The sequence below is a fragment of the Microcoleus sp. N9_B4 genome (assembly GCF_036701635.1).
Lineage (GTDB): Bacteria > Cyanobacteriota > Cyanobacteriia > Cyanobacteriales > Microcoleaceae > Microcoleus.
Genome location: NZ_JAUBRC010000026.1, coordinates 79,463 through 100,717 on the forward strand (window position 1 = coordinate 79,463; position 21,255 = coordinate 100,717).

Here is a 21,255-nt window from a genome sequence, read left to right on the forward strand (position 1 = left end):
TTCGGAGCTAAAAGGGAGTGACTGTGCAAGTCTTGGTATAATCAATTGCTCGCCCTGCAATCCCTTTACTATTCAAAGTGAGATGAATCCCAAAGGAAATCAAGAGAACCAGAATCTTAGAAGACTCAGAGTCACTGCAACAACCTCAGATTCTAGGTTGATTGAGAATCGAGAATCTAGATTTCCGCGTGCAGTTGCTATGGCGATAGATGATGCTCAAGAGGTTATGAACGATCTCTATAGGGAAGAGGCAGAGTACGGAGATGGAAGTTGTGCTTTTATGGTGATGAAAGAACAATTTGAAGGGGGAGTAGAAAACCCGCCAATGTCCCTAAAAAAAGGAACCCTCCACGATCCCAAGTGCCGTCAATATATTTCACATTTTAAAAAAAGATTGCTAGATTTGCCCTCTGATCCTAATGAGCCTAAAGAAAAGATTACTAGAGAAATTTAAAAAATGGAAGAGGCGCTACAATGGGCTGAAGACTACCGCAACGGCAACGATCCGGTGATTCCCCGATGGGCAAACTCTTGGAAAGATCAGTTAGGAAAATAATCAATGGATATTATTAAGCTAGAGAACACTTACAAAACCCCGTATCAGGGCAGGAACTGGCGGGATACAAAGCATGAGCTTCCTATTAAGCCAAAGGACACTCTGAGTTTCTGTGACTTAAGAAATTGCAGTCTAGAAGGACTCGACTTATCAATGGTAGAGTTCTTTGGTTGCCGTCTGAATGGTAGCTTATTTAAAGCTGCCAATTTGCAGAAAACGCAATTTATTGGCTGTTTTTCTTCGGATGATTATCCGCCAACAGATTTTAGTGGTGCTATTAGCAAAGATTTGTCTGTAGTAGATTCTCACTTGAACTACCTAGCAGACGAATTTATAGGAGATTTTGATTATCTTGGCGATGATTTTTGGATGGGAAACAATCCAAACTCCAAGTGGCCTGATGTTGTGGCTGCTGCTGCTACCGAAACACTGGACGATCGCAATGATGTCAGATATAACGCTGCGGCAAAATTAGGAGATTTAGATAATCCTGTTGTTGCTCCCATACTGGCTTGCCTCCTCGCTGACGATGAGTGGGATGTGCGATCGATCGCCCTCGAAACATTAGGAAATCTAAGGCATCAGGAATTCCCGCAGGGTGACAATATTTTATTGCAGTGGATGTTCTTACGTCTCGGAGATCGACATTCGATTGTACGGCAGACAGCGAGAAACCTGGTTGAGATTCTATCACCACCAAACGATGTATTGCTTGCTTCTATTAACCGGATGAGGTCGTCGGAGTCTGAGGAAAGAATTTCGGGCGTACTTGCTGCTATTGAGTTGTGCAGGCTAGACGAACAATATTCGAGTTTGCTGGAACCAAAAATTATTGAGAGTCTCTTGTCGGATGAAGCACCTGATGTTCGGCAAGAATGTTCCTATCTTCTAGAAATTTTAGACGATTGTTAGAAACTTTAACCGCAATCTGCTGTAAATTTCTACCTCCTTAAAATCCTCCAATTCGTCCGACTATTTGGATTTTACCTTGTCGAGACCCTCTGAGAATTACAGCTTCGCCGCTTTGCGGAACAATATCAGTAATCGCCGTAATATTTACTTGATGAGTTACCATAATAATCGCGCCTTTAGTGTTGCGGTTGTCCACAATTAATTTGCGAATAGTCGCTGTTTGTTGGGCTTCTTTGCTGCTGTCGCTAAAAAACGAGTTCAACGCTCTTAACGGTTCGACTTTGCCTAAATTTATCAATTTTGCTGTTTCTAAACACCGACACCACTGACTCGATAAAACTCTGGCAACTTTGATGTTGCGGTTGCGAAATTCGGCTCCAATTTGCTTGGCTTGGGTTCTTCCCTGTGCTGATAAATTGCGCTGGGTGGAACAGTCGCCCAACTTAAAGTTAGCAGGATCTCCCGTACCTGGGGCGATCGCGTGTCGCATTGCTACCACCAACCCCGTCTCGCCCCGCTGCAACAATTGCCACCCTGCTTGAGTTTGCGCGTTGGTTGCTGCGTCAGAACTTGCAGTTGCAGTAATTAAGCCGATCGACAATACTAAAGCTAGCGAGCCGAAAAACCATTTCCAGTTGAGGCCAATCCGCGCAGCCATTGGTGCAGAAGTTAGGAATTAACTTATCATATTATAATACAACAAATATTGCTCTATGGAACTCACCAATTTTATTGCTCTGTCTGTCATTATTGCCCTCGTGCTGGGGATTGGGTTTGGAACAATGACTTGGGCTTACTTCGGCAAGGGCAGCATTTCTGTACTCTTTAAAGAACCAATTTTAACTTACCCAGAATTTCCAGATACCGACAGCGGCAGTAAAGCTTCCGTTTATTTTCAACAAGGAATTGAGGCGTATCAGTCTGGAAAGTACCGCAAAGCAAAAGATAAATTTACCAGCGCTGTAGAACAAGTTTCAACTTTGGCAGAAGCTTACCACAATCGTGCATTGGCTTGTGCGAATTTGCGATCGGATGAGGAGGCTGTTGCAGATTTGATCCGTGCCAGCGAATTATACCAACAGCAGGAAGCTGGATTTGCGATCGACACAATTAAACAAAATCTGGCCGCCTTGAAGCAGCGCAAATTAGAACGAGAAAAACAAAAAGCAGTAGCGACATAAATGATTAAATTGAGTCCGTATAGCAATCCTAAATCATTGGTGAATTTCTTACTCTCTCCCCTTAGTAAGGGGAGGGTTGGGGTGGGGTAAAAAATTTACGACTCCTGCAAGGATTGCTATATAACTCAACCCAAACCTAGAGTTTGGGCCTGAAAAACCCGGTTTCTTTAAGGGTGGGGAGAAATCGGGTTTGTTTACAGAATTTTTATTAAAGTTGAAACTCAAGATTTAACCTTCTCCCGCTCAACTAAATTGTTCTGGAATCTTCTATTTGGTCGATTTTAGCAATCATCATTTCTCGGCTAGGTGCCACAACTCGATAATTAGTAATGGGATCGTAAGCTTCCCATTCTTGAGTTACTTCGCTGTCTTGCCACAAAAACCATTCCCGGTAAATTTCGCCGTCATCAATGTCGCCGCACAAGGGAAGCCAATCATCTCCTCCCAAGCTCTCAAAATCTCCTCCTACTAAGTCAATCCAAGCTGTAAGGATACAAGAGTCAATAGCATTATTATTAACAGTGACTGCGTTAGAGTGAAGAGAAGTTTCGGGAAAACAAAGTGTGGATTTCATAAGCTGTACCTGAATGTTATGTTATTAATTTATAAAAAAATCCTCTACGGCGGTGACAGCAGAATGCCGCTATCTCAACCTCCACAGTTCCCACCTCGAAAAACCTTGACACCAAAAGCGCTCAAATGCCTCTGCTGTAAGACTTGAGACCGCTTTGAGTCAAGTTGCTACAGAGGCTAAATTGAGCCACTTTGCCAACTGGCATAGAAGAAAGCCCGATCGACCAAATATTGTTGGCGAAGGCTCTCGCGCATTGAGGAGCAAAGACAGCGCGACTGCCAATTGTATACTGGGTAAGTTGGCGAGTTTCCGTACAGTTTTTGTGATAAAATTAGCAGCAAGCGAACTTTCATACCGACAGCCCGGTTTGGTCAAAAGCTTTGCCACGAGCTTTCCAAACGTGGTGCGATCGCCAGTTTTGATTTATTGTTAATTTTGCCAAGTCCCGATCGACTGTTAGGGGAAAAAAATTATGGAAGCAACCAACCAAGAAGGAATTATCAATCTGACAATCCATTATACCAACGGCAAACAGCAACACTTCCAGTTCATTGCGCCAGAGGGAACAGTAGGAGAGCAAGCCACTTTAGGCACTCGCCTGCACAAAATGTTGACGGCAGACCCGATAATTCTCGAATTGGCAGATAAACTGGTAGTTATCCCAGTTCACAACATACAAAGTATTGAAATATCGCCGGTTCCTCCCAAATTGCCAGAGGGTGTCATTTCCCCAATGCGAGAAATCAAGCAATAGCTAAGGTGTTTTGCATCTAAATTCAACTGAAAAGGCGGACAGGATGCTCACCCTACGGAAAATTGTAATAAACAGAAAGGTAAAAAATTAAAGCGGGACAACTTATTACAGCTAACAGATTTAAATAACCAAAAAAATTGTTGCTTGCAGTGAAATTAGTTCCAAAAAAAACAATAATAATTATAGACAAGCTCTCAACCCTTATAGCATCACTAAATTCCATCTAAAATCTAAAATCTAAAATCGCCTGACGATATCTCACATGAGTGAGGGGAATAATCGCAGGTTTCACAGACTTTAACTTACCCACAAAAATGCTAGAACTCCACTGCCACACAACTTATTCCGACGGCACTCTCACCCCTGCCGAACTCGTAGCCGCCGCCGCGTCTTCGGGGGTTCGCGCTTTGGCCGTCACGGATCACGATACGATGTCGGGGTGGGATGAAGCCTTCGCCGCTGCTGCTTTGTACGATATCGAAATAGTCCCCGGACTCGAACTCAGCACGGTTCACAACGGCCGTTCGCTGCACATTTTAGGTTTTTATCCCGATGCAAATAAGTTGCGCGTTCCTTTGAACGATCGCCTGGAAGGAAGGTTTCGTCGATCGCAGGAAATGGTCGAAAAATTAGCAGCAATGGGATACGCGATCGAACTGCCAAAAACATCCCCAGGAATGGCACCGGGAAGGCCTCACATTGCCTCTGCACTTGTAAAAGCCGGTCACGCGAAATCATCGCGGGAAGCATTCGATCGCTGGCTGGGAGATGACGGCCCGGCTTATGTGCATTACGAGAAATTCTCGATCGTCGAAGGCATTGATTTACTTAAAAGTTGTGGCGCAGTACCAGTTTGGGCTCACCCTTATTTGTTTCGCGGCGGCGCTGTTGAGGAAGTCTTACAAGAATTAGTAGATGCTGGTTTAATGGGAGTTGAAGTATACCATCCCACCCATAGTTCTAGCCAAATCCAAAAGTTGAAAGATTTGTGTCTTCATTACGGTTTGCTGGCAACTGGTGGCAGCGATTATCACGGCCCCGATCCTGAAAGGAAAGCCGCAGATAGCACCCAATTGAATATGCTGCATTTGCCATTAGAATTACTGGAACCGATTAAAGTTGCTGCGGCGAGTTTGAAATAGTTTTTTAGGACTAATTTTGCACTATTCTCAAGAACGGGCAAGATGCCCGTTCCACAAAAGATAAATTTTCTTGTGGAACAGGCATCTTGCCTGTTCATAAAAGCCGTTTCACAAAAGATAAATTTTCTTGTGGAACAGGCATCTTGCCTGTTCATAAAAGCCTAATTGAGAATGGTGCAATATCTAAGTTATGACGCATTTTGCGGATGTATACAGTTGTCAAAAAAAAATCTTTGGCTTTTTGAGTGAGGAATTTGCACGAAGTAAGTCCTTAGAAGAAGAGCGAGGTCAAGCAGAATATAAATTAATATGAAGTTAAAGGCAATTGCAGGCGAGTTGATTTTACAATTTTAGTATAGCAACTTGCCAAACGGAGCTTATCATGAGTACAGAAGACAGAGCTAAGGCGATCGGCAAAAATTTAGAAGGCAAAGCTCAGGAAATTTTCGGCAGCATCACGGGCAATAAAAAAGACCAGGCTGAAGGCAAAGCGAAACAAGCGGAATCCGCCGCCCGCCACGCAGCAGAAGATGTGAAAGATGCTGTGAAAAATCTGACGGATAAGGCCAAAAGGTCGATCGACAAATTGTAGAAACTGCAATTTAGACTTGATATAAAACCGTGAATTGTAGGGGCGGGTTTGTCAACTATCTAGGGCAAAAATGAATTATCTCAAAAACCCGCCCCCGCCCAACGGCAAATACAAATGTACCGCTTTTTTTTGGTTTACGCTTTCGCTCTACGCAACCTACAATTAGGACTTCTATCAAGTTCGATCGCTCTACCACAACATCTCGGCCGGGGCGGGTTTACGAGATATTTAGTTTTAAACATAGATAGGTTGTAAAACCAGCCCCTCCGATCACACAAATTATCCAATAACGAATCAACATATTTCACCCGCCTTAATCCCCGTTCACCTGCACTTAAAAATCGGGTTCCGCAGCCAAAAGCTCGATCGACAAATCCATCTGTTCCTTCCCCCGCGCCAAAAATCTTTCGCACTGCTGCAAACACTCCACAGCCACCCCAAACTGCTCGAAAACCTCCTCTAGAGGCAACTCTCCCGATTCCACCCGATCGATAATCGCTTCAATTCGATCGACCGTTTCCTCATAATTCCAGTCAGACTGGCGCAACTGCGAATCAATCATACCTTTTCTTCCGCATCCAATACTTCTACAATCTTAACTTTCAGCACGCCCCGACTCAACCTCACAGTCAATTCCTCTCCCAATTCCAAAGCGTCAGTTGTGCGGACGATCGTACCGTCACTTTGAATTACCGCCGCATAACCCCTTTGCAATACCGCTGCCGGATTCAGGGCGGATAACTTTTCTTGCAATACTTCCAGTTTACCAGTTGCTTGCCGCAAAGTTCGGGATGTCGCAGGCAAACGTTTTAATCGATTTTGTAACAGTTGCAAATGCTCTTCTTCTGTCTGAAATCTTGCCCGCACAGCACTTGCTAAATTGACCATTCGCTGCTTGTGTTCAAAGTAAAGATCTGCTAAAACTGGTACAGCTTGAGCGGCCGCCGCAGTGGGAGTGTGGGCTCGTTTATCTGCTACTAAATCGGCGAGAGATTCGTCTCTTTCGTGTCCAATGCCTGTGATAATTGGAATCGCACAATTGGCGATCGCCCTGACAACTCTCTCATCATTAAAACAAGCCAAATCTTCCGCCGAACCGCCGCCGCGCGCTAACACGATCACATCCGCCCTACCGTCCAATTCTACACGGGCGATCGCCCGCGCGATCGCAGCAGCAGCCAATTCTCCCTGCACTCCTGTCGGCGACAGCAACACCCGCAAACCCGGATATCTTTGGGCTAGAGTCCGCTGAATGTCTCCCCAAGCCGCGCCAGTATCAGATGTCACCACGGCCACAATTTGCGGGTGTGCGGGAATCGGGCGCTTTCTGGCGGGATCGAAGAAACCCTCAGCATCCAAGCGCGATCGCAATTGCTGCAACCGCAAAGCCTGCAATCCTTCCCCAGCCGGCAGCGATTGCACAACAGTCAACTGGTACTCGCCGCGATTTTTGTAAACCCGGATGCTTCCCAAAACCAGCAACTGTTCTCCTTTTTCCGGGATTTGCACTAATTTTTGCCGCTGAGAATTCCACACCACGCAGCGAATAGCAGCGCTTTTGTCGGTGTCGCACAGAGTGAAAAAGCAGCCGCTGGGGTGGTGCGAAACGTTCGACACCTCCCCAGTCAGCCAAACTGATTGCAGGTTGCGATCGCCCTCCAACAAGTCTTGCAGGTATGATGTTAGTCCGGCAACAGATAAAGCTGTATCGGGAAGAATTGAAGTCATCCAATTTTAGATTTTAGATTTTAGATTTTAGATTTAGGCTACTATCAATACTTCGGACAGTGTGTGATTGCCAAGCGTAAAATAAGGGTTTCAGGGCGATTGCCGAATCGACTTCCTAACGGAAAATCAAGGGTTTCCCACTAGGATCTCAAAATAGTCCGGACTATTGTAGTATATCTAAGGTAATTTATTTGTAGGCTGAGCTGGCGATCGTAATTTTAACTGCAAACAAACTAATGATATCAGATACAATGACTTCGATGAATGTGCTGCGCCAAGAGGCTGCGGCGATCGGCATTACTGAGGAAGAAGCCAGAAAATATGGCGACCTCCGACATAAAAGAACTTGGTCTTTGGCGATCGAACATCATCTCTCAATGCAAGATTTTGCCGATCGCATAGAACAATCCTTCACAACTTCCGAACCCGATTCCTTCAGCGCACTCAACCACTCTCAGACTGAAGAGTCGAAAGACTATGGTATTCAGCTAACTGCGAACCTAGGCGAATCTAGAGTAACCAGGGAGAACCAAACAGCCTCTCTTGCTTCGCCACAACAGCAAGCAGTAGCAATCGGGCGATCGCACGGTAATTCCGACCACCGCAGCAACCAAAACCGAGGTTTTAAACAAGTAGTTCAAAATCATATTAAAGCATTAACAATCGCATCCGCCTCCCGCACAAACCTGCCCAATTCACAACTGGGCAATTGGGTTTGTCCTGAGTGTGGGCCGGAGGGCGAATTGGGTTGTTACCTTTGCGCCGGAGAAGGCAATGTAGGGGACATTGCAGCTATTGGCTGGACGCTAGCTTATATGGAAATGTTGGGCTGTTCTGCTCGCGAAATTGAACCGTTGAGAAAAATTTCGCCTTCATCGAATATTCTGGAATTGAATTTAAAAGTTTGTGTTGCTATCAAACAAAGTAGCGAAGTTTTAGCCAGGACGGAGAAATGGGTAATTAGTCATTAGTAATTAGTCATTAGTTATTAGTTATTAGTTATTAGTTATTAGTTATTAGTTACCTGAAAGCTCAACCAAATTAAGTATTGATTCTAGCTTTTTCAAAGCAACTTCCAATTCGTCATTAACAACTTGGAAATCGAATTCTCCTGCAGCTTCAATTTCCTCTTTAGCCCGCACCAACCGACGGGCGATCGCAGTTTCGGAATCTTGACCCCGATTCCGCAGCCGCCGCTCCAATTCTTCCCAAGAAGGAGGTAAAATAAAAATTCGCAGCGCCTCTGGAAAATTATTCCTAATTTGCCTAGCCCCTTCCAACTCAATTTCGAGGATTACCCATTTTCCCTCACCAATTCCTTGCTTGAGACCAAAATAAGGAGTACCGTAAAAATTGCCGGCAAACTGGGCCCATTCGGCCAACTCTCCAGCCTCAACCATTTGTTCAAAGCGGCTGCGGCTGACAAAATAGTAGTGCTGTCCCTCAATTTCTCCCTCACGGGGCGATCGAGTTGTCACCGATACCGAAAGATATAATTCGGAATGGCGATTGAGGAGCGATCGTACTAAGGTGCCTTTCCCCACACCGCTAGGCCCCGTCAGAACAATTAATTTACCAGATTTCATTTTTAGAATAGAAACGTGTAACAATTTAAGTTTCCGCTTACTCTAAACTGTAAGCGCTCAAATTGCAACTGACCAACCTCAATCATCCCGACCTTGACCGTCTTTGCTGATCGCAAAACGATTAGCAACCGTTTCCGGCTGAATCGCCGAGAGGATGACGTGACTCGAATCTGTAATAATTACCGCTCTCGTGCGGCGGCCGTAAGTCGCGTCAACCAGTTGTCCCCGTTCCCGCGCATCCGTAATAATCCGCTTAATTGGCGCTGACTCGGGACTGACAATGGCAATCACTCGATTAGCAGACACAATGTTACCAAAACCGATATTAATTAATTGAATATCCATGAAATTCTTAATCTGTAGGTGAACGATTGACTATCAATCCTTACTTTTTATCATATAATATACAAAGATTTTTTCGGACAATCCTCAACTTAATCCCAACTAATTTTTTTAGTTTCTACCTAAAATTTTTACCCTTTTGACGCCGAGTACCCCGTTCTTTATCAAAAATTTAAAAAAGACTCGCTGTTGCCGCTCTATCTTAAAGATTCGGTAAAAGCGTCGATTTTTAGTTGCGAATAAAAGCATTAGCTGTATGGAGAAAACGGTTCGTAAATGTTGCGAAATATAAATTTAATTTCCGTAAGATGTAAACTTAAGTATAATCAGCGATCGATGACAGTAAATATTCGCAAATGCTGGTTTGATCAGCCTTCAACTTAAACTAAAAGCCGCTGGCGATCCTCTTCGAGGGCTTCGCTAACGCACTTTATGCCCGATTTTTCACCAAAACATTGGGGCTGATGTGCCAAACTACAGATGTTTATTGCATGATGTTCTACAATAAAATTGGTTTGTAGTGAAAATTTTAGTCCTATGAATACCAATAAAAAAAGTGTGGCTCCAATTATCAAGTTTATAACAATGAAACTTACGCAAAAAGTTGTTTTACGCATGAATTATAGCGTGTTCCCAGTTGATGAAGTGTAGGGACAAAGGCTTTCGCAGTGTCCCTACGAGGAACGAACGATCTGTTGTGTGCTTCATAAACCTGGAATCTGCTGGATAGCTGTAAGAATTCATCCACACCGCACCCTAGACATACAGGATCTGCCTAAATCTTGTTTAACAAAAAACAGGGATTAATGCAGATAAATTTACCCGCATTAATCCCCAGTAATTCCACAGTAGATTAAGCCAGATTAAGCTGCAACTAAACCGCTGTGTCTCAACAAAGCTTTAGTGCTCGGTTCGCGTCCCCGGAAAGTTTTAAACACTTCCATCGGGTGCAAACTGCCGCCCAATCCTAACACTGTATCTCGGAAGCGCTTACCTGTAGAGCCGATCGCAGTTTCATCTTCCAAACCAGCTTCCTCAAACGCCGCAAAAGCATCAGCGCTGAGCACTTCCGCCCATTTATAACTGTAATACCCCGCCGCATACCCGCCCGCAAAAATGTGTCCGAAAGCGCACAAAAATGCGTCTTCTTCCAGAGGAGGCAAAACTGTGGTAGTTTTAGCGATGCGGTTGCGGACATCGGCCACAGTTTCGCTGCCGCCCGATCGATAGCGGTGGTGCAATTCAATGTCAACACTGCTAAAATGTACTTGCCTGAGCATGACGGTGCCGCTCATGTAGTGGCGCGCTGCTAACAGTTTTTGGTAGTAGTGTTCCGGCAAAGTTTCTCCGGTTTCGTAATGCTTTGCCATCCCGAACAAAGTCGCGCGATCGTAACACCAATTTTCCATAAATTGACTGGGCAATTCCACCGCATCCCACTCAACATTATTGATGCCCGAAGCCCCCGGATAGTCTACCGTTGTCAGCATATGCTGCAAACCGTGACCGAATTCGTGAAACAAAGTTTCGACTTCCAAAAAAGTCATTAAACTCGGTTTCCCGTCAACCGGAGGACTTTGGTTGCACACCAAATAAGCCACCGGCAACCGCGTGGTTGTTTTTCCCGCTTCGACAAATTTAGCGCGCACCACGCACTCGTCCATCCAAGCACCGCCGCGCTTTTCTTCGGGGCGGCTGTAGGGGTCTAAATAGAAATTGGCGATCGTATTTCCTGCTTCGTCATCTATTTGGAAATAGCGCACATCTTTGTGCCACACAGGAGTTTGACCGTCCGCCGCAGTTACTGTCACGCCGAAAAGCCGTTTTACTAATCCAAATAACCCCTCTAATACCTGCGGCAAAGCAAAATAAGGGCGCAATTCTTCGGCACTAAAAGCAAACTTTTCTTCCCTGCGCCGTTCCGACCAAAAACCTACATCCCAGTGCTTCAAATCTCCAGCTTCCGCCGCGCCTTTTTCGGCAGCAAAATCTTTCAATTCTTCTAAATCTTTGACAGCAGCATCATAACTAGCCTGACGCAATTCTTCTAACAAAGCTTCCACTGCTGTAACGTCGGGAGCCATTTTGCTCGCCAAGCTCAATTCGGCATAACTACTAAACCCGAGCAAAGCAGCTTTTTCCTGGCGCAAAGCTAAAATGCGATCGGTTAACGGCCAGTTATTCAATTCTCCGCTACTTGCTCTGCCGATAAAAGCTTTGTATAACTTTTCGCGCAAGTCGCTGCGGGTACTGTGCTGCATGAAAGGGCCGTAACTCGGAAAGTCTAAAGTAATCCGCCAAGGGCCGTTTTCGGCATCCGCATTTTCTTCGCCAGCGCTGCGAGCGGCTTGAGCTGCTAAACTCAACAAACTCGGTGGCAAACCGTCAATTTCGTCTTTGTTTGTGAGGGTAATGCTGAATGCTTTGGTAGCGTCGAGGACGTGATTAGAAAATTGGGTAGTAATTTCGGCTAATTCTAATTGAATGGCATTAAAACGCTCTTTTTGCTCGCCTTCTAAACCGACGCCGGAGAGTTGGGCGTCTCGGAGAGCGGCTTCGACAATTCGCTTTTGAGCTGACTCTAAGCTGTCCCAATTTTCGCTAGCTCGCAGCGCTTTAAAAGCTTCATAAAGCGGTTTGCTTTGACTGAGCTTGCTCCAAAATTTTACTACTTCCGGCTGCACTGTTTCGTGAGCCGATCGCAGTTCCGGGCTATTTTTCACGCCCATCAAATGTCCGACAATGCTCCAGCTCCAATTTAAACGCTCTCCGAGTCGCTGCAATGGTTCTACTAAGCCACTCCAAGTCGGCTCTACAGACGATTCTAAGGTAGCTAGCGAGGCTTCTAGTTCGGTCAGCAGTTGGGTAATAGCGGGGACTACCTGCTCTGGTTCGATCGCGTCAAATGGGGGCAATCCTTGACCGATTAGTAACGGGTTATCAGCAATAGTTACGGTTGCAGTCATTTAATTTTCTTGTAACAGGTTGAAAACAGTTGACACTCTCCGGGAATCAACGCCACGGAGATTCTTAAGACTACAATTTGAGTCTTAAAGGCGCTGACAAATCGCCTCTACACGCTCAAAACAACTACTAATACCAGAAGTATTGCAATTGCGCTTACTTTTGTCTTTTTATACTTTCAGAGTCCATCACCAAGCCAGTTAGGTACGCTCAACAATTCACTATTGCTTGTTTAACCAGACTACGATCGAGTCGAGGCGAGCTAAATCAGGAGTTACACCTTTTGAGATTGTTTCAACACGTAGATGGTTGTTCTTACTTGCCTTTCTAAATGTTCTAACACAAAGCCGTCAAGCGAAGGACGGGGCTTCAGACTCATTTTGTTGGTGAACTAGACAGATTAGCTTTTCATTTTGTAACACAATTGCCTTTAAAAGTTCGACTCGATCGGGCGAGAGTCGGAGAGTATCTGAGTGTCTGAGTGGAAAAATCTTCCTTCTGACTGATGACTAACGACTCATGACTAATGACTACTCTCTTGTGTGTGCTGCAACTCCTTGACAACCGAGATTAAGCGCTTGAGGTGAGGTTTGACAACTTCTTGCTGCTCGTGTTCCAAACGGTGGATTTGAGCTTGGACAATCGACAAATCTGCAGTCGATTGGTGTGCGGGAGCTTGCAGTTGGCTTTGCAAATTGGCTATGACTTTCTGGATTTCCAAAAATCGAGTATTTACTACTTCCCAGTCGTCTCGGCTGATAGAAGTTTCTGCCAAGCCTTGCGTGGCGCTTTGCAGTTGCTCTATAGCCTGTTCTACAGCTTGGAGATTCGCCCGTTGGCTAACCGATAAATCTTGCAGTTGTTCGCTCACCTGCTGGCGGACATCGAGCACAGCAGACGCCACGATTTCTTGCAAAGAAGCTACCGACTCTCCTAAACTCAGCAACTGCCGCTGAATGTCTATCGACTCCTCAAAGCCCTCAGCCCTAGGCATTGCAGCCATTTGCTGGCGCAGCGCTGCAATATCTGCTGACAACTGCTTGCGTAATTTAACAATTACCGTCACCGCCGTTTTTTCGACTTTATTGACAGACTTTTGGACTTGGGCCATTTCCGAATTTTGATGCACCCGCACTTGCTGCTCGAACCGATAGCGATTAGCAACATTCAGCGACAAAGCCAAGGTTAGGGGAGCCACCCCGTAAAAAGCTTGACCCGACACTGCCACCGCCAGGGAACCCACACCAGAGGCCGCCAGAGAGGCGTACTCTGCCAGCTCCAGCCAGTGCCTTTGAGGAAAACTTGGTCTCAAGTGGTTTGCAACAGAGGGTTTTGGCTTCCGCACGGCTCTTTGAGTCATAGTATTTTCTCGTTGTTGGTAAGGTTGCGAGATTGGGTGGAGCATCGATTTCTATCCTTTTTTCAGTTATATGTTTTAGATTATTTCCTGAAACTCTTCTATTTTTACCTTGGTCAGTAAGCTAAGGATGATTGACATATTATTATGTATTTGGGATCTGACGGCGATCGCGCCCAATTCCGGCTGTTAAAAGGTTCGCCCCAACGCGCCCTCTATTTTACAGGAGTTCGCGCGATCGGGTTCGGGCGATCGACAATAGCTGCCCAGGCTAACCGAAAAATGCCTAAGACTATTTTAGATTTTAGATTTTAGATTAAAAGTTAAAAAAATGCGGCCTACTGAGGGCGATAGGGATTTGGAGCTTGTGGGGAGTTGCATTTTTGTTCGCCCATTGGTATAATCTACTCTTTCTCAATTGCCCCTCTCAAATTTACTGTAAAAATTGACCAATGAACTCAGAAAAACCCGGAATTGGCGATCGGCTAAAGTCTATTTTCAGTATCGCCATCTTTATCATTCTCGTACTAGGAGTAGGCTTTTTAAGCGTGAATTTTATTTCCGCTCTCTATGCAAAATTTTCTTAAAATTAGGACTGAGCACAGCCACCCAGAAACCTGTTTTTTTGCGATAATATTTCGTCGCAGCCACAGATTCGCTAAAAAAACCGGTTTCTTTAATCGGAGTGAGTCCCAGACTGTTTGAGATTCCCAACTGCTTCAAGAAGTCTCGCATCTTAAGCACGAGATCATTTGTTTGGATTGCATTCTCCTTCTTCCTTCTTCCTTCTTCCTTCTTCCTTCTTCCTTCTTCCTTCGGCTATAATTTCAACTATAAAGATTGTGGTCTGGATCTAACCAGACAATATAAAAAACATTTTCACTAAAAAAGCCATGCACCCTGCCGTATTCATTAGCAGATATTTGAAACTGGTACGGAACATTTACTAGCTCGTCTTCATTGGGAATCCCGAAGCCATTAGGTTGAGTAGTATTTTTCCAAACTATACCATGACAGCGCAGACTTTTACTTTGATTATTGATAATTTCTTGAGCGTTCAATTGTGACAAATCGCGCAGCCTTCTCAGTAAAGATGCTAGATACTTAGCATCTCTACCGCTAATTGAAAACTTATCTTTATCATCCTGATAATACCTAAAGGAAAAACTAATTCCTTCCGGTATTTTTACATTGAGACGATTGATGCTAGATAAAGATTCCTGGCGGCGTATATCTGCTTTCTTAATTTTCTTCGATGACACGGGTTTTGTAAAATTCTCTCATTGATTCCTTGGTAATAATAGCATGAGAAGGTTCATCTTTTGGCAAATCACCTCTAGCATTAATCCAAGGGTCTTCGCGTCGCACCATCAATTCTAACTCATAGGCATCGCAAAAGAAATACTCGTCGGATAACTCGTCTAAAAACTCTTGTACTTCCTGTGGAAATTCGGGTTTTTCGACTTCTTTCAGAATTGGCTTCCAGTCAAATTGTTCTTTGTATTCATAAAATAAAGCCGGGATAGTCGGCCCGTGCACCCAGGCTTCAAAATCTTCATCAAACAGCGGTGTATCCTCAAATGCTAAATACCATGCTTGGGCGTAGTACAATAGTTTTTGTAGCTTGTGGTTGCTGAGATAGGAGCCTACGTCATTCGCGAACCAGATGTAGTAATCAGCGAGTTTTGAGGCTGTTGTGACTGTAGTTATTGTGGTCATATAACTCTACTCAATAAGTTTTGTATTCTATGATAGCACAGTCACCACTCTTTATGATTTGGCGGTTGAAACCGCTTCTTGTCAAACAAAGTCTGCCTCCGCAGACTAAGAAATAAAGGAGGTATTTAAGCCGGATTGGGTATAACTGAAATCTTACCCTCTGTCAAAAATTTGTAGGGGCGGGTTCACCAACAATAATTGCCTAAAACCCACAATCTCGTAAACCCGCCCCCACCCACGAAAAAGCCCCTTATTGATATTGGTGCAACATCTCAGTTACAACCCTTTGATATACTGCTTCACTACAGGTGACAAAGTGTAAAGACTTGCTTCTTTTTCAATCAAGCAGCGCCGCGATAGAGATTGCAATGCGTTTAGCAAATCGGATGATGAGATTTGTCCGTTGTGTAGCAAGTTGGCGAAGTTGACTGGCTGGTTTTCTGTCGCTAACAATGACATTACTTGTTTTTCGAGTTCGGAAGTGCGATCGTACTGCTGCTGTAAAACATCTTTCAAATCTTCGGGTAACAATATGGTATCATCTATTAATACCTCAGTCGCGCCGATTCCCAACTCTTGAATCAGAGTCGCCACGCTTTTTAACCATAACGGATTGCCTTGGTAGCGGTGAATGAGTGCTTCGCAATTATCAATTTCTGTTAATCCTTTATCTCTGAGAATTTCCCGTGCGGCTGCGGTGTCTAAACCAGTGAGTTGTAAAGTACGAATGGGAGTATTTTCGCTTGTGAGTTGAGGAACTTCTTTCGGTGGTTCCCAACCGACTAGCAGAAAGCAACTTTGATGGGATAATTTTTCTATCTGTTTGAATAAAGAGCGATATTCTTCGTAGTCGGGTTTATACTTTCCTGCCAATTCGCCGCTACAGAAAAGGTTGTGAACGTCATCTAAGATTATTAAACAGCGATGGTTTTGTAAATATTTAATTAGCGGTAAGCGTTTCGGGTTTGTTGGGGATGAATCTGGGTTTTCTGACTGGGAAAAAAGCTGTATTAGGTTAGATTGGAATTTATCTATGGTGGGGAATTCGTCTAGTGTGTGCCAAACAGCGTACTCAAACTCGTTTTTGATTTGTTGTACGAGTTGTACTGCTAGGGATGTTTTGCCGATGCCGCTGATACCGGTGAGGGTGATGAGGCGGCAGTTTTGTTGTAGAATCGAGGTTGTGAGGGTTTGGAGTTCGAGGGTGCGATCGAAGAAGTCGCCCAACTCCGGCATTTCGCTTAAATCTTGATGTAGAGTTTTCGTGGGTTTTGAGTTAGCTGTTTCCTGATTTGGTGGGTGTGAGTTTCTTTGTTCTGGTGGGTGTCTAGCTTCTCCACAGGTGTTAAAACTACCAGTGATGTGTTGTTCGCTGACAAAGTTTGAAACATTAGAGAGTTTGAACCTCTGAATTGCCGATTGAAAATTCTTTTTATTAACATCTTCTCCCAACTCTTCTGAAAGTATTTGCCATAGTTCTGAACCTACTTTCCTCACACTACTTTCCGAACAGTCAAAGTCTTTGGCTATGTGCTTGTATGTCTCATGTTCTAGAGTGCCTTTGAGTACCGCTTCCTGTAGATCGTCAAGGTGTTGACCCGTTTTCTCGAAGATTATGCGATCGGCAAGCTTTAAGGCTTCTTTTAGGCTCATTGGTCAGAAAGATGTGGTTTTTTTGTATTATAGCTCACATTTAAGAACAGTTAAATACATTTTTCCACATTTTTCTACAAAACTAGATTAAAGAGATTGAAATAAGTGAAAAACAGATCACAAAATTGAACATTCTTGGGCTAGACAAATCTTTGATTTGTAAGGATGATGGGACAAGTATTAAATTAGTAAAAAACTTGTTTATCGTCACAAAATATTAATCATGTCAAAATTAAAGCTTTTGGGCAAGAGACTTACAAATCTTTCCCTTTATCAGAAAGCGCAACAAATTGGCTTTGAGTATATCCTCAACCCCGACACTGGCGAACTACATCGTGTTGGTATGGATAATTTTTGGGGTTCTCACAATCTCGCAGATGCAAACCTAAGCATTTTCCTTGGTCTTAATGATATTGGGATTATACCAGTTGACGTTTTTCCTGATGGGAAAATACTTCCCGTTTACGATATTGATACTGGCGAAATGATTGGAAGCTATGCCCTCAATAAATGTAGTCACTGCTTTCCAAAATAAGCTTACTTCTTTAAAAGGCATGGGAACTTGTGCATAATCAAAAACTTCTGAGGACAGACGCATGACGTATAGGCTGTTTGAGATCCCATCTGAGAGCGGTAATCATGCAGATGTTGTCTGGGCCGATCCCAGTAGTGTCGATCGCAATGCCTATACCCATTTAGCCTATACAATCGAAACAACTGACAGCGAAAACAGCGTACTAGATGGGCGAGGTATCCGCTTCAAAAACTTACGCCACTGGAAAAAAATTAAAGAAGAATTCCCTGACGTATGGTTACGTTTCAAGGAAAACCATACATACTATGCAGGTGAAAGCGTCCTAGAAAAAAATGACCTAAAGCATCAGCATCATATTAAAACTGTTCTAAGATTGGGTGCATTAGAGCTCCTCGCAAATATCTATTCTGGGCGGATTACCGCTAGTGACAAAGATCCTTTTCCTCATCAATTAGCATTACAACAGTATGTTAAAAATCATGAGTCTCGCATTAAGCGAATTCTGATCGCCGACGAAGTAGGTTTAGGTAAAACAATTGAAGTAGGCTTAATATTAAGAGACAAGCTGATTGCACAAAAAGATGATTTGCGTTGTCTTTATCTAACTTCTGGTGGCTTAACAGAAGATGTTAGAGATAAACTACGTAGTGTGATTAAAGATTCTGTTGATGGAAGCATTATTAGTGTTGTAGATTCTTTTAGACAATATGGCGATAGCATTAGTCAAAAAGGTATTCGGATTGCTAGTATGCACGCTGCTAGACGATATCTTAATGATAAGAAAGAGCTACCTAAAGGAGTTAAACCAAATATCATCATCATTGATGAATGTCATCACTGTGCCAGCAATGCTAACCTCATCAATGGGGAGTCATATGTAGAATCGGCAATTGATACAACACAAGCTTATAAAACTGCATATCAAATGATCGCAGGTAAGTTCTGGAAAGACTCAGAACCGCCAGAGCTAGTTATCTTGATGAGTGCTACACCTTTTCGCTCTGCCAATCAATTTACAAATTTATTGCGATTACTGGTACACCAAACTGCTTTTGAAAATGCCTATGCTAACGATATTGGCAACAAAGAACTTCGAGCAGCAATATCAAAAGATGATTCACCCGTAGCAGTCATCTGGCGGCAACAGGATGAGATTCGTAATTGGTCTGACCAAAGATTATTTCCGAAATTAATGATAGTTCGTCCCCACCGCGAAGGTGAGCCAAGTCTCGAAAAAACTGATGAAGAGTATCTGTCAACGCTAGAAAAAATCAAAAGGACAGTACAGCGTATTTATCGAGATCATAGGGGTAGTTTTGGAGGGTTTGCTACAGCACATCTTGAAACACGTTTAACCAGTAGTTCCCTTGCAGGTGCTTGTTGGCTATTTCGTTGGTGTGTCCGCCATCATCCAAAATGGCAAAATGATCACAAGTATAAGACAGATAACTTCGCTGATACTCAAGATTTAAGGAAATTAATTCGCGAGATTTCCAAACACCTAGCGAAATTTGATACTGAGAGGGATACAGTTACAGGATACGCCAAAAAGGTTATATTTCCTTCTGACAGTAATTTTTCATTTGACTCTGCCCACTTGAAGGATGGCAATATACCTGCTATTCGTGACTTTCAGAAAAAACTACTGGAGAACGCAAAACAAAAAAATGATCGAGATGATGACGATGATACAGATTTAGAAGCAACGATAGAGGAAATATTAGAACTGACAAAATTAGCCTTAGACTTGTTGGCATCAGGTAGAAGTGTTGAAAATGCCAAGCTAAACTGGCTAAGAGCTATGCTAGAAGAACATCCCGATTCTCGTTTTCTCGTTTTTACTGAGGTCTTACAAACTACTGCCATTATTACCGCAACTTTTCCTAAACAAAGTCGGGCTCTTACTGGGGAGATGAGTGCTGATGATCGAAAGAATGTAGTTAAGGAATTTTACGATCGCAACCAAAAATACCGCATCCTTGTCGCAACTTCTGCGGCGGACGAAGGATTAGATTTTCAAGTAGCCAATAAAGTTGTGCATTGGGATCTAAGTCCCGATCCTGCTGTTTTAATGCAACGTAATGGGAGGGTTGCTCGATTAGGTCAAATTTCTGATGTCACTGCCTACTATCTCATTTTAGAGGGTACATTAGCCGAAAAAAGAGATACAGCCTTACTAAAGCGTCTCGAAAAAGCAGGAGTTACAGATCCGCGTATGCAATTGAAAATTTTGGGACAGCTTGATAATAAGCAAGAGGGCAAAATTGCAAGTGCTATTGAAGATGACAGTGGTGATGAAAAAACTGTAGACCAAATTCTAAAAGTAGCAAAGGAAAGCAGTGATGTCATGGAGACAGAGCTTCGTAAGTTAAATGAACAGCTAAAACCCATTGAGGTTCTCGATCGCGAGAAGCTACGTAAACGCCTCAGAACTTGGTATGATTTGGAAGTTACTCAATACGATCCTTACCAACATAAACTAGCTTTTGAAGCTAAGGAATGGCAACGTCCTGTTTTTGGGGAAGACAAAACAGAGATGGAGTCAGCAGTTTCTGAAGTTCTCGTAATCAAGCAGAAAAACAAAAAAAAAGATAGAAAATTTAACTTTGACCCAGAATTTGCTCTTTTTAGCCAAGAAAAAAATCCCAAGGGATTAGCAGGGTTGCTGCCTTGGTTTCTAAAAAAAAGTGAGGGAACAGAACAACATCAACCTCTTCGTGTTCCTGGAGACGATCCAATTGATCCAATTGGAAACTTAACTCAGTCTCTTGCTAGACAAAGACAAGCGGATTTTATGGCTGTTTCTGCACAAAAGCTCTGCGAACATTTTCCCAATCTTAAAGGCTGCTCTTACTTGCTGTTTGCAACCCATCCATTACGAGAATTGGATAAAAACAAATCAGACTCAGCTAAATACTTGACATACTACACTTTTACAACTGATTTTAGTCAGCCAGTCAATCCCGATGGTGCTTCTGCTATTGAAGTACATGACATGATTACTTTCTTGGAGGCGCAAATTGTTCAAGGTGTAGTCTCTCTATCACCCGAAGAAATCGATCTGGCAAAATCAGCAGGGCGGGATATCTCTAAATGGGTTCAAGATTCTTTCAGCATGGGTGGCGATGATTTCTTAGATGAAGAGTCAAGTTATTTCGTGCCGATTCCTGTTGCTTTGGTAGCTATCGTTGATCCGATAGCAGAAGATAAAGAAAATAACATCGCATAACATCGCCCTTTGTTTTTTCAGATGACCGATCGCCTAAAATGAAAGAGCGATCGCATGAAACCAAAGCAGCAATTATCTGTTGTCAATTGCATTACGGCTCCGTCTCTGGAATTTCTCCACCAACAGCTACCAACCCCACACCGCAGCGAGTTGCCGCTTCCGCCAAGCGATTATCAAGTGTTGCGATCGGCAATTCCAATCGTAGTGCTAACTCCAAATAAGCTGCATCATAAGCAGCTAAACCTTCTTGTCTTCCTAGCACCAGAGTTGACGAGAGTGCACTGCTATCCGTAGCTTCGTCCACCTGAATCAAAAGTGATTGTAACAAAGCAATAGCTATCTGAGATTGCTCGGTTGGGTGCATCTCACTTTGGCAAATACATCAAATTGAAAGTTGACCGTTGAGATAGGCACAGCGAAGAGCAAGGATA

Annotated in this window: 23 protein-coding genes; 11 read left to right on the forward strand and 12 right to left on the reverse strand. The window is 43.6% G+C overall.

Annotated features, from left to right (window positions below; translation table 11 throughout):
* Window positions 1-82 precede the first annotated feature (82 nt).
* Both QUA43_RS18315 and QUA43_RS18320 read left to right on the forward strand, forming a co-directional pair.
* The gene (locus QUA43_RS18315) at window positions 83-454 is read left to right on the forward strand and encodes a hypothetical protein (RefSeq protein WP_333375756.1); all 372 of its coding nucleotides are present in this window, start codon (window positions 83-85) and stop codon (window positions 452-454) included.
* A gap of 255 nt (window positions 455-709) precedes the next feature.
* Window positions 710-1,468 carry a HEAT repeat domain-containing protein gene (locus QUA43_RS18320; RefSeq protein WP_445301979.1) on the forward strand — a complete coding sequence of 253 codons (759 nt, stop codon included), beginning with the start codon at window positions 710-712 and terminating at the stop codon, window positions 1,466-1,468.
* A gap of 37 nt (window positions 1,469-1,505) precedes the next feature.
* Here the strand turns inward: QUA43_RS18320 and QUA43_RS18325 are convergent, their stop codons facing one another.
* Window positions 1,506-2,126, reverse strand: a complete 621-nt coding sequence (locus QUA43_RS18325) for a histidine phosphatase family protein (RefSeq protein WP_333375758.1) — start codon at window positions 2,124-2,126, stop codon at window positions 1,506-1,508.
* Window positions 2,127-2,181: 55 nt separating this feature from the next.
* On the opposite strand from QUA43_RS18325, the gene QUA43_RS18330 reads away from it, so the two are divergent.
* Window positions 2,182-2,649 (forward strand): hypothetical protein, encoded by a 468-nt coding sequence (locus QUA43_RS18330; protein ID WP_333074043.1) that lies wholly within the window; start codon window positions 2,182-2,184, stop codon window positions 2,647-2,649.
* A 247-nt stretch (window positions 2,650-2,896) separates the two neighbouring features.
* On the opposite strand, the gene QUA43_RS18335 is transcribed toward QUA43_RS18330, so the two are convergent.
* Window positions 2,897-3,223 carry a hypothetical protein gene (locus tag QUA43_RS18335; protein ID WP_333375759.1) on the reverse strand — a complete coding sequence of 109 codons (327 nt, stop codon included), beginning with the start codon at window positions 3,221-3,223 and terminating at the stop codon, window positions 2,897-2,899.
* Window positions 3,224-3,377: 154 nt separating this feature from the next.
* Between QUA43_RS18335 and QUA43_RS18340 the strand changes: the two genes are divergently transcribed.
* The 4 genes from QUA43_RS18340 to QUA43_RS18355 all read left to right on the forward strand — a co-directional run bounded on the left by QUA43_RS18340 (window position 3,378) and on the right by QUA43_RS18355 (window position 5,711).
* On the forward strand, window positions 3,378-3,656 hold the full coding sequence (locus QUA43_RS18340) for a hypothetical protein (protein ID WP_333326391.1): 279 nt from the start codon (window positions 3,378-3,380) through the stop codon (window positions 3,654-3,656).
* A gap of 39 nt (window positions 3,657-3,695) precedes the next feature.
* The gene (locus tag QUA43_RS18345; RefSeq protein ID WP_333375760.1) at window positions 3,696-3,977 is read left to right on the forward strand and encodes a hypothetical protein; all 282 of its coding nucleotides are present in this window, start codon (window positions 3,696-3,698) and stop codon (window positions 3,975-3,977) included.
* A gap of 314 nt (window positions 3,978-4,291) precedes the next feature.
* The gene (locus QUA43_RS18350) at window positions 4,292-5,119 is read left to right on the forward strand and encodes a PHP domain-containing protein (protein ID WP_333375761.1); all 828 of its coding nucleotides are present in this window, start codon (window positions 4,292-4,294) and stop codon (window positions 5,117-5,119) included.
* A gap of 382 nt (window positions 5,120-5,501) precedes the next feature.
* A complete protein-coding gene (locus QUA43_RS18355; RefSeq protein WP_333375762.1) occupies window positions 5,502-5,711 on the forward strand; it encodes a CsbD family protein in 210 nt (69 codons plus the stop codon).
* 334 nt (window positions 5,712-6,045) lie between these two features.
* Here the strand turns inward: QUA43_RS18355 and xseB are convergent, their stop codons facing one another.
* Both xseB and xseA read right to left on the reverse strand, forming a co-directional pair.
* Window positions 6,046-6,273: an exodeoxyribonuclease VII small subunit gene (xseB, locus tag QUA43_RS18360; RefSeq protein ID WP_333375763.1), complete on the reverse strand. Its 228-nt coding sequence runs from the start codon at window positions 6,271-6,273 to the stop codon at window positions 6,046-6,048.
* Entirely contained in the window at window positions 6,270-7,439 is a 1,170-nt protein-coding gene (gene xseA / locus QUA43_RS18365; protein WP_333375764.1) for an exodeoxyribonuclease VII large subunit, read from the reverse strand. The genes xseB and xseA overlap by 4 nt, the downstream gene beginning before the upstream one ends.
* Before the next feature lie 236 nt (window positions 7,440-7,675).
* Between xseA and QUA43_RS18370 the strand changes: the two genes are divergently transcribed.
* Window positions 7,676-8,410: a hypothetical protein gene (locus tag QUA43_RS18370; RefSeq protein WP_333375765.1), complete on the forward strand. Its 735-nt coding sequence runs from the start codon at window positions 7,676-7,678 to the stop codon at window positions 8,408-8,410.
* A gap of 45 nt (window positions 8,411-8,455) precedes the next feature.
* On the opposite strand, the gene gmk is transcribed toward QUA43_RS18370, so the two are convergent.
* From gmk to QUA43_RS18390, 4 genes are all read right to left on the reverse strand, one after another.
* On the reverse strand, window positions 8,456-9,025 hold the full coding sequence (gene gmk / locus QUA43_RS18375) for a guanylate kinase (protein WP_333375766.1): 570 nt from the start codon (window positions 9,023-9,025) through the stop codon (window positions 8,456-8,458).
* A gap of 78 nt (window positions 9,026-9,103) precedes the next feature.
* Window positions 9,104-9,370, reverse strand: a complete 267-nt coding sequence (gene remA / locus QUA43_RS18380) for an extracellular matrix/biofilm regulator RemA (protein WP_333215666.1) — start codon at window positions 9,368-9,370, stop codon at window positions 9,104-9,106.
* Between the two features lie 860 nt (window positions 9,371-10,230).
* The gene (locus QUA43_RS18385) at window positions 10,231-12,333 is read right to left on the reverse strand and encodes a M3 family metallopeptidase (RefSeq protein WP_333375767.1); all 2,103 of its coding nucleotides are present in this window, start codon (window positions 12,331-12,333) and stop codon (window positions 10,231-10,233) included.
* A 521-nt stretch (window positions 12,334-12,854) separates the two neighbouring features.
* Entirely contained in the window at window positions 12,855-13,691 is an 837-nt protein-coding gene (locus QUA43_RS18390) for a hypothetical protein (RefSeq protein WP_333375768.1), read from the reverse strand.
* Between the two features lie 144 nt (window positions 13,692-13,835).
* On the opposite strand from QUA43_RS18390, the gene QUA43_RS18395 reads away from it, so the two are divergent.
* Window positions 13,836-14,003 carry a hypothetical protein gene (locus QUA43_RS18395; protein WP_333375769.1) on the forward strand — a complete coding sequence of 56 codons (168 nt, stop codon included), beginning with the start codon at window positions 13,836-13,838 and terminating at the stop codon, window positions 14,001-14,003.
* A gap of 512 nt (window positions 14,004-14,515) precedes the next feature.
* Here the strand turns inward: QUA43_RS18395 and QUA43_RS18400 are convergent.
* The 3 genes from QUA43_RS18400 to QUA43_RS18410 form a co-directional block, all read right to left on the reverse strand.
* Window positions 14,516-14,950, reverse strand: a complete 435-nt coding sequence (locus QUA43_RS18400) for a hypothetical protein (RefSeq protein ID WP_333375770.1) — start codon at window positions 14,948-14,950, stop codon at window positions 14,516-14,518.
* On the reverse strand, window positions 14,931-15,407 hold the full coding sequence (locus QUA43_RS18405; protein WP_333375771.1) for a type II toxin-antitoxin system antitoxin SocA domain-containing protein: 477 nt from the start codon (window positions 15,405-15,407) through the stop codon (window positions 14,931-14,933). The genes QUA43_RS18400 and QUA43_RS18405 overlap by 20 nt, the downstream gene beginning before the upstream one ends.
* A gap of 276 nt (window positions 15,408-15,683) precedes the next feature.
* The gene (locus QUA43_RS18410) at window positions 15,684-17,060 is read right to left on the reverse strand and encodes an NB-ARC domain-containing protein (RefSeq protein ID WP_333375772.1); all 1,377 of its coding nucleotides are present in this window, start codon (window positions 17,058-17,060) and stop codon (window positions 15,684-15,686) included.
* Between the two features lie 223 nt (window positions 17,061-17,283).
* On the opposite strand from QUA43_RS18410, the gene QUA43_RS18415 reads away from it, so the two are divergent.
* Window positions 17,284-17,595, forward strand: a complete 312-nt coding sequence (locus tag QUA43_RS18415) for a hypothetical protein (RefSeq protein ID WP_333375773.1) — start codon at window positions 17,284-17,286, stop codon at window positions 17,593-17,595.
* Window positions 17,596-17,656: 61 nt separating this feature from the next.
* The gene (locus QUA43_RS18420; protein WP_333375774.1) at window positions 17,657-20,824 is read left to right on the forward strand and encodes a helicase-related protein; all 3,168 of its coding nucleotides are present in this window, start codon (window positions 17,657-17,659) and stop codon (window positions 20,822-20,824) included.
* A 91-nt stretch (window positions 20,825-20,915) separates the two neighbouring features.
* Here the strand turns inward: QUA43_RS18420 and QUA43_RS18425 are convergent, their stop codons facing one another.
* Window positions 20,916-21,188, reverse strand: a complete 273-nt coding sequence (locus QUA43_RS18425) for a type II toxin-antitoxin system VapC family toxin (RefSeq protein ID WP_333375775.1) — start codon at window positions 21,186-21,188, stop codon at window positions 20,916-20,918.
* Window positions 21,189-21,255 lie beyond the last annotated feature (67 nt).

What these genes read in the sequence shown, in the direction of transcription:
- QUA43_RS18315 (WP_333375756.1), top strand. Translation starts at nt 83, where the DNA reads ATGAATCCCAAAGGAAATCAAGAGAACCAGAATCTTAGAAGACTCAGA.
- QUA43_RS18320 (WP_445301979.1), top strand. Translation starts at nt 710, where the DNA reads ATGGTAGAGTTCTTTGGTTGCCGTCTGAATGGTAGCTTATTTAAAGCT.
- QUA43_RS18325 (WP_333375758.1), bottom strand. Translation starts at nt 2,126, where the DNA reads ATGGCTGCGCGGATTGGCCTCAACTGGAAATGGTTTTTCGGCTCGCTA.
- QUA43_RS18330 (WP_333074043.1), top strand. Translation starts at nt 2,182, where the DNA reads ATGGAACTCACCAATTTTATTGCTCTGTCTGTCATTATTGCCCTCGTG.
- QUA43_RS18335 (WP_333375759.1), bottom strand. Translation starts at nt 3,223, where the DNA reads ATGAAATCCACACTTTGTTTTCCCGAAACTTCTCTTCACTCTAACGCA.
- QUA43_RS18345 (WP_333375760.1), top strand. Translation starts at nt 3,696, where the DNA reads ATGGAAGCAACCAACCAAGAAGGAATTATCAATCTGACAATCCATTAT.
- QUA43_RS18350 (WP_333375761.1), top strand. Translation starts at nt 4,292, where the DNA reads ATGCTAGAACTCCACTGCCACACAACTTATTCCGACGGCACTCTCACC.
- QUA43_RS18355 (WP_333375762.1), top strand. Translation starts at nt 5,502, where the DNA reads ATGAGTACAGAAGACAGAGCTAAGGCGATCGGCAAAAATTTAGAAGGC.
- xseB (WP_333375763.1), bottom strand. Translation starts at nt 6,273, where the DNA reads ATGATTGATTCGCAGTTGCGCCAGTCTGACTGGAATTATGAGGAAACG.
- xseA (WP_333375764.1), bottom strand. Translation starts at nt 7,439, where the DNA reads ATGACTTCAATTCTTCCCGATACAGCTTTATCTGTTGCCGGACTAACA.
- QUA43_RS18370 (WP_333375765.1), top strand. Translation starts at nt 7,676, where the DNA reads ATGATATCAGATACAATGACTTCGATGAATGTGCTGCGCCAAGAGGCT.
- gmk (WP_333375766.1), bottom strand. Translation starts at nt 9,025, where the DNA reads ATGAAATCTGGTAAATTAATTGTTCTGACGGGGCCTAGCGGTGTGGGG.
- remA (WP_333215666.1), bottom strand. Translation starts at nt 9,370, where the DNA reads ATGGATATTCAATTAATTAATATCGGTTTTGGTAACATTGTGTCTGCT.
- QUA43_RS18385 (WP_333375767.1), bottom strand. Translation starts at nt 12,333, where the DNA reads ATGACTGCAACCGTAACTATTGCTGATAACCCGTTACTAATCGGTCAA.
- QUA43_RS18390 (WP_333375768.1), bottom strand. Translation starts at nt 13,691, where the DNA reads ATGACTCAAAGAGCCGTGCGGAAGCCAAAACCCTCTGTTGCAAACCAC.
- QUA43_RS18395 (WP_333375769.1), top strand. Translation starts at nt 13,836, where the DNA reads ATGTATTTGGGATCTGACGGCGATCGCGCCCAATTCCGGCTGTTAAAA.
- QUA43_RS18405 (WP_333375771.1), bottom strand. Translation starts at nt 15,407, where the DNA reads ATGACCACAATAACTACAGTCACAACAGCCTCAAAACTCGCTGATTAC.
- QUA43_RS18410 (WP_333375772.1), bottom strand. Translation starts at nt 17,060, where the DNA reads ATGAGCCTAAAAGAAGCCTTAAAGCTTGCCGATCGCATAATCTTCGAG.
- QUA43_RS18415 (WP_333375773.1), top strand. Translation starts at nt 17,284, where the DNA reads ATGTCAAAATTAAAGCTTTTGGGCAAGAGACTTACAAATCTTTCCCTT.
- QUA43_RS18420 (WP_333375774.1), top strand. Translation starts at nt 17,657, where the DNA reads ATGACGTATAGGCTGTTTGAGATCCCATCTGAGAGCGGTAATCATGCA.
- QUA43_RS18425 (WP_333375775.1), bottom strand. Translation starts at nt 21,188, where the DNA reads ATGCACCCAACCGAGCAATCTCAGATAGCTATTGCTTTGTTACAATCA.